Source organism: Streptomyces sp. NPDC056224 (assembly GCF_042267665.1).
In the GTDB taxonomy this organism is placed as follows: domain Bacteria; phylum Actinomycetota; class Actinomycetes; order Streptomycetales; family Streptomycetaceae; genus Streptomyces.
On sequence record NZ_JBHJTK010000005.1, the window covers coordinates 214749 to 224131 of the forward strand.

The following is a 9383-nucleotide window of genomic DNA, read 5'->3' on the forward strand; positions in this document are numbered from 1 at the left end:
GTAATCGGTAGTGCTCGGAGCCAGTTGGCGCCGCCCGGTCCCGCTTCAGCGCCGCCCGGGGCGGGCGCCGGGAACCGTCCGGCACGGGCCGTCGTCCTTAGCGGCGGCAGCCGGTCCCGATATCCGGTGCGGGGAGTGCTCCACCCCCGCCCGACGTTTGATGGACCCTTAAGAGAACTGCACGAACCGTGTGAACCTGCTCAGCGCGGACAGTGACGCGAAACATGTACGTGTGGTGAGGCACCGCTTACGTGGTGTGATGTGGCCCTCGACGTTCAACGGAAAGGAACGAGCGCTCATGCGCGAGATCCTCGGAAGGCGTCTCCAGCGGCTCCGCGACCGTCTCCCATCCCTGCGCTCCGCCCCGGAAGAGACCGGCGGCACGCCGTCCCTCCTCGACGCGGCGCTCACCTGCGCCACCGCATGGCAATGGCCCGTGCTGCCCGGCGTCGGCCGGTCCGCCGTGGACGGCTCGCGCTGTGCCTGTCCCGACCCCGACTGCGTCGTCCCCGGCGCGCACCCCTTCGATCCGGGGCTGCTCGCCGCCACCACCGACCCCCGGATGGTGTCCTGGTGGTGGACCAACCGGCCCACCGCCCCTGTTCTGATGGCCACCGGCGGGCCCGCTCCGTGCGCGGTGAGCCTCCCGGCCGGAGCGGCCGCGCGGGCCCTCGTAAGGCTGGACGCTCAGGGCATGCGGCTCGGACCGGTCGTGGCCACGCCCACGCGCTGGTCGCTGCTGGTGGCGCCGTACTCGCTGGAGCGGCTGGGCGAACTCCTTTACGCCAAAGACCACGTGCCGTCCTCGCTGCGCTTCCACGGAGAGGGCGGCTATCTCCTGCTGCCGCCCTCCGCCGCGTCCAGCGGCGGCCAGGTGCGCTGGGAACGGGAACCGCATCCGGCACCGGACGGGCCGGTGGGATCAGCGGGAGCGTCGGTGGGATCAGCGGGCGGGCCGGTGCGCTCGCCGGATCTCTGGCTGCCCGAGGTCGAGGCGGTCGTTGACGCGCTGGTCGAGGCGAGCAGCGGTGCACCGGGCGGCGGCAGCCGGCTCGCGTACTGACCTGTCCCGGATCGACTGGTCACTCGTACGGGTGCCAGCGGAGCGAGTTTCCAAGGGAATTGGGCGCGGGGATCTTCGCGCCCCATTCCCGCATCGCTATCTTCGGCGAATGAATCTCCGCCTGATCGGTATCGGCGCCGGTGTGCTGATCATCTTGTCTCTCCCGCTCGCAGGAGCGATCGCCGGGCCGGATTTCGCCGCTCAGGATGACGGAAAAGGCGGCGGCTTGTTCTCGACGCTCGGGCTTTCGGACCCCTTGCGCGCGTCGGGTCCGTCGCGCACGTCTCCTGCGTCGCCCGCGCCTTCGGGCGCGCCGAGCGGGCCCGAGCGGCCCGGCCCCGTCGAGCAGCCCCGCACGGATTCCCGGTGCGGCCCCGAAGTGTCCTCGCCGTACGGGGTGGAGGCGCAGACCTGCGTCCTGGTGGCGGACGGCCAGACGTGGGGCCGGAGTTACTACCGGAACACCAGTGGCCGCGCTCTGGACGCGGTGCTGGCGGTGATGGGGCCGGGCGGGCGCACGGTGCAGATCCGGTGCGCCCTCGGCGGGGGCGACGAGCCGGGGCTGTGCGAGACGCCCAAGGAGGATTCGGCGGGGGCGCCGGAGAACTACTCCGCCGTAGCGGAATTTGCAGTTCCGGATGATGAAGGGCAGCTACTGCTCCGGTCCGGGAGCAACTCACCGGCACCGGGTGACGGTTGAGTACCGCCGGAAATGGAAGGGCCCGGTCGCTGGCGACGGGGGATGCACCAGCGACCGGGCTACAAGAACGGTAACAAGAGATCGCCTGTACGCAAATTCGATCTCTGATATTCAGACACCGATTTGCAGACGATTAACGGGAGTTGTGACTCCCGTCACCGAACCTGTGCGTGAGTGTGCGTCAGCTGAGCGTGACCTGGCGGTTGGTGAGTCCGCCGCGCGCCCGGCGCTCCTCGGTGGTCAGCGGTGCGTCCGAGGCCAGGGCCGTGGCCAGCCGCTCCGCGAACTCCGCCGCGGGCTTCTCGACATCGTCGGCCGTGACCCCGGTGGGCAGGTCCCAGACCGGGACCATCAGGCCGTGGGCACGGAAGGAACCGACCAGTCGGGTGCCTTCGCCGAGTGAGGACGTGCCGGCCGCGTGCAGCCTCGCGAGGGCGTCGAGCAGCTTCTCCTCGGGGTGCGGCATGACCCAGCGCAGGTGGTTCTTCTCCGGAGTCTCGCACCAGTAGGCCGCGTCGACGCCGGCCAGCTTGACGGTGGGAATGGCGGCCGCGTTGGCGCGCTCCAGCGAGGCGGCGATCTCCGGAGAGGAGCTCTGGGCGCTCTCCGATTCCGGAATCCAGAATTCGAAGCCGCTGTGCACAACCGGCTCGAAACCGCCGTCGGTGTCCAGGAGATCCTGAAGTCGCGGTCCCTCGGCCGGAACCCGGCGGGCCGCGATCGGAGTACCGGGCTCCGCCGCGAGTGCCCGCTCGAGGGTGTCGGCCATGTCTCGGCCGAGGTCCCCGGTGGAGGAGTCGTTCTGCAGGCCGAGCAGGACGGAACCGTCCTCGCGGCGCAGCGCCGGCCAGGCCATGGGGAGCACGGTGACCAGAGTGACGGAGGGGACACCTTGGGGAAGGCCACCCTTGAGGGTCAGCGGAACGGTGGCCGCAGGGACCAGTTCGCGCAGCGCGACCCAGTCGCATTCACCCGGCAGGCCCTCGAAGGGGCGCTGCACGTGCTCGGTGACGGCGTGAGCGGCGGCAGCGCCGTGACAGGCCTTGTAGCGGCGCCCCGATCCGCAGGGGCAGGGTTCGCGGGCGCCCACTACCGGGATCTCACCGTTGTTGAGCTGCGGCTTTGCAGTCTTGGCTGCGGGGCGCTTCTTGGCCATCGTGGATGTCTCCCGGTTGCGGCGGTACGGCGTCGTGTCTGGGCGCGAGCCTAGCCGTTCGTACCGCCGGAACCGGTGGGGTGCGGCCGGGAGCACGGTCGGCGTGCGCTCCCGGACGGCCGCCTGTGCGGATGGCCGGTATTACTGTGATGACCTGCGTGATGACCGCGGACGACCAGTGCGATGACCGCGGCGATCACGGACCCCCGGATTCACGGATCCAGATCGTCGAAGGCCGTGCTGAAGTCGATCGCCGGGGGCGCAACGCGCGTAGCGAAATCGTCGTGCCGGGGCCCGCAGGCAACGATCACCCACACGGTGACCTCGCCCGCCGCTCCGTCCCGGACACCCCAGTCCTGCGCCAGGGCGCTGATGATGTTCAGCCCCCGTCCACCGCGCGCGGTGACCGAGGGCGTGGAAGGAACAGGGCGAGTGGGCCCGCCCCCGTCCGTGACCTCGACCGTCAGTCGCCCCGCTGCGTCGACGCGCCACGCGGCGCGTATCTCCCCGTCCCCGACTTCCCGCGCGCCCAGTGGCCTGCCGTGTCGACAAGCGTTGCTGAGTAGTTCGGAAAGGATCAGTACGGCATCGTCCACGACCGATTCGGACACCCCGCTGATACGCAACTGCTCGCGCATCCGCTGTCGCGCCTCGCCCACGCCCGCAGGACCATGGCGTACATCCATGTACGACGACGTGGGCACTTCCTGTGCCACCACCAACGCCACCCCCGGAACCTCCTTAGCCCCACGCATGGTCTGGATGCCCCCATGGCCTGGACCGGAAACCGCCGAAGGGCGGCCCTCTGGCGCATTCGCGCCGACCGAATGCGGAACGGATGCGCCGGGGCACACCCTGTTACCGGCGAGGTGGGGAGAGATCGGTGGGTAAAAAGGGGCATCAGCGGCCGAGTTGGGACAGAACCTGGCGAGGTCTGTTCGTGATGATCGCTTCTACACCCAGATCAGCGCAGAGCTGAACGTCTCCTGGCTCATTTACCGTCCACACGTGTACGGAATGACCGGCGCCCTGGAGCTTGCGGATGAACCCGGGGTGGTTGCGCACGATGCGCATGCCAGGCCCGGCGATCTTCACCCCTGCGGGCAGCCGGCCGTCGCGCATCCGGGGCGAGACGAACTGCATCAGGTACACGGTCGGGATGGTCGGGGCTGCCGCGCGCACCCGGTGCAGAGAGCGTGCGGAGAAGCTCATCACCCTCACCGGGTGCGGGCCCTCGGCGGGTGGGGCGTCCAGGCCGAACCGCTTGAGGAGGAACAGGAGGCGCTCCTCCACCTGTCCGGCCCAGCGGGTCGGGTGCTTCGTCTCGACCGCCAGCTGCACCGGCCGTCCGGCGTCGGAGACCAGCTCCAGCAGGCGCTCCAGGGTGAGGACGGAGGTGAGCTCGGGATCCGCGTCCCAGTCGGGGGACTCTTCGCGGTCCTTCCAGGAACCGAAGTCGAGGGCGGCGAGATCGGCCAGCTCCAGGGCGGAGACCGCGCCGCGGCCGTTGGACGTGCGGTTCACCCGGCGGTCGTGGACCAGGACCAGATGGCCGTCTGCGGTGAGCCGGACATCGCATTCGAGCGCGTCGGCACCGTCCTCGATGGCCCGGCGGTAGGCGGCCAGGGTGTGTTCGGGGGCGTCCTCCGAGGCGCCGCGGTGGGCGACGACCTGGATGGGGCGCGGCGTTGCGTGGGTCACTGGGTCATGGTGCCACCGACAAGCCGCCCGGCGTCGAGACCGGTACTGGGGGTGCATCTGAAATGTCGGATATAAAGAATGGAGGGAGATGCACAGGTCCGGCTTACAGTGCTCTGACGGGTCATGGGAAAGGCTTTGCCCAGGAACTTGTGCGGCACGTCGAACGTTCAGCCGGACCGATATCGCCAGAGATTTCTGAAGCCGTGTGTGACGAGGAGAGAGCGCTGTGAGCACCGAGAACGAGGGCACCGCGGCCCCGACACCCCCCGCGGCCCCGTCTGCATCCCCTGCTCAGGCCTCCGAGACGCAGGCGGCGGGACCGGCGCCTGTGTCCGCCCCGCAGCCGGCCGACGCACCCGTCGCCGCGGCTCCGGCCGCGCCCCTGAGCGCCCCGGCGCCGCAAACCGTCGAGCCGGTGACCCAGCAGCTGCCGCCGACGCCCGCGCCCGGCACCGAGCCGACCCAGCAGATCCCGCCCACTCCGGCGCCTGCGCCCGGCCCCGCGGCCGCGGCTTACGGTCAGTACCCCGCGCAGCCGCACGCCCAGGCCGCCCACGGAAGCGAGGGCTGGCCGCCCCCGCCGCCCACGGTGCCCGCGTACGGTGCGGGCGGCGGCTACGGCGGCGGCGCCTGGGGCGGTCCCGCGGGCGCCGACGGCACCCCGCCGGCCAAGCCGAAGGGCAAGGGGAGCCTGATCGCGGGCGTGCTCGTGGCGGCCCTCCTGGCCGGTGGCATCGGCGGCGGTGTCGGCTACTGGGCCGCGGACCGCAGCGAGCACGGCACCGGCTCCACCACGATCAGCGCGGGCAACACGCCGAAGGAGCTCAAGCGGGAGGCCGGCTCCATCGCCGGCCTGGCCGCGGGGGCGCTGCCCAGCGTGGTCACCATCGAGGCCTCGGCCGGCGACGGCGAGGGCGGCACCGGCACCGGGTTCGTCTACGACCAGCAGGGCCACATCCTCACCAACAACCACGTCGTGGCCTCCGCCGCGAACGGTGGCAAGCTCACCGCCACCTTCTCCGACGGCAAGAGGTACGAAGCCGAGGTGATGGGCCGGGCCCAGGGGTACGACGTCGCCGTCCTCAAGCTGAAGAACCCGCCGCCCGGCCTCAAGCCGCTGCCGCTCGGTGACTCCGAGAAGGTCGCGGTCGGTGACGCCACCATCGCGATCGGCGCTCCGTTCGGCCTGTCCAACACGGTTACCACGGGCATCGTCAGCGCCAAGAACCGCCCGGTCGCCTCGGGTGACGGCTCCGGCAGCAAGAACTCGTACATGAGTGCGCTCCAGACGGACGCCTCGATCAACCCGGGCAACTCCGGCGGTCCGCTCCTCGACGGGCGCGGCGCGGTCATCGGCATCAACTCGGCGATCCAGTCGGCGGGCAACGGCGGCTTCGGCGGTGGCCAGGCCGGTTCCATCGGCCTCGGCTTCGCCATCCCGATCAACCAGGCGAAGAACGTCGCCGAGTCGCTGATCAAGACGGGCAAGCCGGTCTACCCGGTGATCTCGGTCTCCGTGGACCTCCAGGCCAAGGCCGAGGGCGCCAAGATCTCCGAGCAGGGGGCGCCCGCCAGCGACCTGGTCGACCCGAACGGCCCGGCCGGCAAGGCGGGCCTCAAGCCCGGCGATGTCATCACCGAGTTCGGCGGTAAGCCGGTCGACAGCGGCCCGAGCCTCATCAGCATGATCTGGACCTACAAACCGGGCGACACGGTCAAGCTGACCTACCTGCGCGGGGGCAAGCCGACCACGGTCGACATCACCCTCGGCTCGCGGGTCGGGGACAAGTAGTCCGGACAAGCGGTCGGCCCGATCACTGATCCCGACCGCTTGTTCTGACCCCGGGCACCGGGCACGCGTGACGGCCACGCGTGACGGCCACGCGTGACGGCCGCGCAGCCGGGATCACTGGCTTGATGCCGACGGGCCCGTGGGCGCAATACCGCCTACGGGCCCTCCCAACGTCCGCTTATGCTTCAAGGGTGTTCGATTCCCGGCACATCCGGACGTTCCACGCGGTTGTCGCTGCCGGGTCCTACTCGGCGGCCGCCCGCGTGCTGGGGTATACCCAGCCCGCCATCACGCAGCAGATGAAGGCGCTCGAACGCGCCGTGGGAACACCGTTGTTCACCCGCGTGGGCCGCAAGATGCAGCTCACCGAGGCCGGGACTTCCCTTTCCCGGCATGCCGAGACGATCCTCGGCAGTCTCTCCGCCGCCGAGGCCCAGTTGAAGGCGTACGCGCGCCTGCGTACGGGCCGGGTCCGGCTGTGCGGCTTTCCCAGCGCCAACGCCACCCTCGTTCCGGAGGCCCTGAGCGGACTGGCGAAGGAGCACCCCGGCGTACAGGTGGAACTGCTGGAGGGGGAGCCTCCGGAGTCGTTGCGCAGGCTGGAGCGCGGGGAGTGCGACATCACCTTGGCCTTCACCTATCCCGGGCTGCACGAGGAGGTCCCGGACGAGGTGACCGAGGTCAGGCTGATGGAGGACCAGCTGACGGTGCTGCTCCCGACCGGTCACCCGCTGGCCCGCCGCCGCGCTGTACACCTCGCCGACCTCGCCGAGGAGCGCTGGATAGCGGGCTGCCCGCGCTGCCGGGCCAACCTGCTGCACGAGTGCGCGGAACTGGGCTTCGTGCCGGACATCCGCTTCGCCACCGACGACAACCTGGTGGTGCAGAGCCTGGTCGCACAGGGGCTGGGCGTGGCGATGATGCCGGCGTTGGTTCTTCCCTCGCTCTCGCTGAGCCGGGTCTGCGGGCGGGCGCTCCAGTCCGCCGCGCGGCGGCACATCGCCGCCTACGTCTACCGGGACCACCTGCGGATCCCGGCGACCGCCGTGGTGCTCGACGCGCTGAAGCGGGTTGCGGCGAACCGGGTCGGCTGCTGACCAATCCATAAGCGGGGCTTGGGATTTAGGGTCATAACTGTCGTTGGACGTGATGGATCGGCGGCGGCACGCTGCACATATGACCACCAGCACGCCGGCCCGCACGACCACGAGGATGGCCGCCCTCGTCAATGAGATCCGCAGGGTCGTGGACCGGGGTCTGGCTCCGGACCTGACCGCCTACCTCGTGGGCGAACGCCTCGCCCCGCACCTGGGCGCCCCCGACCTGCTGACCCCGGAGCAGCAGGAAGGCGACCCGGAGCGGTACCGGCAGCACATCCTGCACGCCGAGTCCGACGGAAGCTTCTCCGTGGTGGCGCTGGTCTGGCTGCCGGGCCAGGAGACCTGTATCCACGACCACGTGTCATGGTGCGTGGCCGGGGTGCACGAGGGCGAGGAGAGCGAACGGCGCTACCGGCTCGCACCAGGAGCCGACGCCGCCCGGCTGGTGGTCACTGAAGACGTCGTCAACGGCCAGGGCGAGGTCTGCGGATTCGCTCCGCCCGGTGACATCCACAAGGTCCGCAACTCCTGTCGCACGAAGGCGATATCCCTGCACGTGTACGGGGCCGACGTCTCGCGGCTGGGAACCAGCATCCGTCGCGTCTACACGCTCCCCGTCGACTGATGGCCCTCCTCCACCGTCCTCAGGGTGTGGCGGCACCCCGTGTTTCACGTGAAACATCCACTTCCTGGCCGGGGTTGACGGCAGCCGCGTGCGGAGCGCTGGTGGCGTGGGGCATCCATCGGGCGGTGCCGGCCGTGCCCATGCTGACCGCGTCGGTGGTGCTCGGCATCGCCGCGGCGCACCTCCCCGGCCTGCGGACCTTCGTCCGCGGCAGCGCCCGTCCGGGCCTTTCCCTGGCGGGCCGGCGGCTGATGCGGATCGGTATCGTGCTGCTGGGCCTCGGCCTGGGGTTGGACCAGGTCCTCCGACTCGGCTGGGCGACGGTGGTGATGGTGGCCGGGGTGGTAGCGGCCACCTTCTTCGGGACCCTCTGGCTGGGCCGCCGCCTGGGACTTCCGGGCGACCAACCGTTGTTGATCGCCACTGGGTACTCGATCTGCGGGGCCTCGGCCATCGGCGCGGTGAGCGAGGTGTCCGGCAGCGACGAGGAGGACGTGGCCGCCTCAGTGGCTCTGGTGACCCTGTGCGGGACCCTCGCCATCGCGGTACTCCCCCTTCTGCAAGGGCCCTTGGGGCTCTCCGACCCCGCCTTCGGGCGGTGGGTCGGCGCGAGCGTCCACGACGTCGGACAGGTGGTGGCCACCGCGCAGACGGCCGGACCCGGCGCGCTCGGCGAGGCGGTGCTGGTCAAGCTGATGCGGGTGGCCATGCTCGCCCCGTTGGTCGCGGCCGTGGCCTTCGCCGTACGGGCCCGGCGGCGCGGGGTTCGCACGGCGTCGGGCCGCCGCCCGGCACCGGTGCCGTTGTTCGTGGCGGGATTCCTGGCCGCAGCGGCTCTGCGAGCCACGGGGGCACTGCCGGACGTGGCGCTGGAGTGGGCGCACACAGTGCAGGAGGCGCTGCTGGCCGCGGCCCTGTTCGGCCTGGGGAGCGCGGTGCACCTGCCGACGCTTGCCCGGACCGGTGGGCGGGCCGCAGCGCTCGGGCTCGGTGCCTGGGTGGTGGTGGCGGGCGTCTCGTACGCGGGCGTGCTGCTCACCGTATGACGGCGGGACGGAAGGGAGTTGGCCAATTCGTGGCCGGAACCGACCGAACGTTCTGACTGCCCGCTGACAATGACGCCCGGCCGTGCCACTCTGCCCCGCAAGCCGCAAGCCGCAAGCCGCAAGCCGCAAGCCGCAAGCCGCAAGCCGCAAGCCGCAAGCCGCAAGCCGCAAGCCGCAAGCCGCAAGCCGCAAGCCGCACG

General features: G+C 70.9%; 8 protein-coding genes and 2 pseudogenes. 7 read left to right on the forward strand and 3 right to left on the reverse strand.

The genetic code is table 11. From position 1 onward, the window contains the following. The first annotated feature begins 298 nt into the window (after window positions 1–298). Window positions 299–1063: a bifunctional DNA primase/polymerase gene (locus ACFCZ1_RS09915; RefSeq protein ID WP_376677885.1), complete on the forward strand. Its 765-nt coding sequence runs from the start codon at window positions 299–301 to the stop codon at window positions 1061–1063. Between the two features lie 109 nt (window positions 1064–1172). Further along, complete coding sequence (locus tag ACFCZ1_RS09920; RefSeq protein ID WP_376677886.1) at window positions 1173–1763, forward strand: hypothetical protein; 591 nt, start codon at window positions 1173–1175, stop codon at window positions 1761–1763. A gap of 181 nt (window positions 1764–1944) precedes the next feature. On the opposite strand, the gene ACFCZ1_RS09925 is transcribed toward ACFCZ1_RS09920, so the two are convergent. The 3 genes and pseudogenes from ACFCZ1_RS09925 to ACFCZ1_RS09935 form a co-directional block, all read right to left on the reverse strand. Further along, entirely contained in the window at window positions 1945–2919 is a 975-nt protein-coding gene (locus ACFCZ1_RS09925; protein WP_376677887.1) for a DUF5926 family protein, read from the reverse strand. Between the two features lie 212 nt (window positions 2920–3131). Beyond that, window positions 3132–3733 (reverse strand): annotated as a pseudogene (locus ACFCZ1_RS09930) (ATP-binding protein). 86 nt (window positions 3734–3819) lie between these two features. Then, complete coding sequence (locus tag ACFCZ1_RS09935) at window positions 3820–4677, reverse strand: glycerophosphodiester phosphodiesterase (protein WP_376677888.1); 858 nt, start codon at window positions 4675–4677, stop codon at window positions 3820–3822. Window positions 4678–4846: 169 nt separating this feature from the next. Between ACFCZ1_RS09935 and ACFCZ1_RS09940 the strand changes: the two genes are divergently transcribed. The 5 genes and pseudogenes from ACFCZ1_RS09940 to ACFCZ1_RS09960 all read left to right on the forward strand — a co-directional run. After that, a complete protein-coding gene (locus tag ACFCZ1_RS09940; RefSeq protein ID WP_376677889.1) occupies window positions 4847–6412 on the forward strand; it encodes a S1C family serine protease in 1566 nt (521 codons plus the stop codon). Window positions 6413–6603: 191 nt separating this feature from the next. Further along, complete coding sequence (locus ACFCZ1_RS09945; protein WP_376677890.1) at window positions 6604–7509, forward strand: LysR family transcriptional regulator; 906 nt, start codon at window positions 6604–6606, stop codon at window positions 7507–7509. Window positions 7510–7588: 79 nt separating this feature from the next. Further along, window positions 7589–8137 carry a cysteine dioxygenase gene (locus ACFCZ1_RS09950; protein ID WP_376677891.1) on the forward strand — a complete coding sequence of 183 codons (549 nt, stop codon included), beginning with the start codon at window positions 7589–7591 and terminating at the stop codon, window positions 8135–8137. Further along, window positions 8137–9183 (forward strand): YeiH family protein, encoded by a 1047-nt coding sequence (locus ACFCZ1_RS09955; protein ID WP_376677892.1) that lies wholly within the window; start codon window positions 8137–8139, stop codon window positions 9181–9183. The genes ACFCZ1_RS09950 and ACFCZ1_RS09955 overlap by 1 nt, the downstream gene beginning before the upstream one ends. An 18-nt stretch (window positions 9184–9201) precedes the next feature. Continuing rightward, window positions 9202–9383 (forward strand): annotated as a pseudogene (locus tag ACFCZ1_RS09960) (hypothetical protein); the annotation flags it as partial.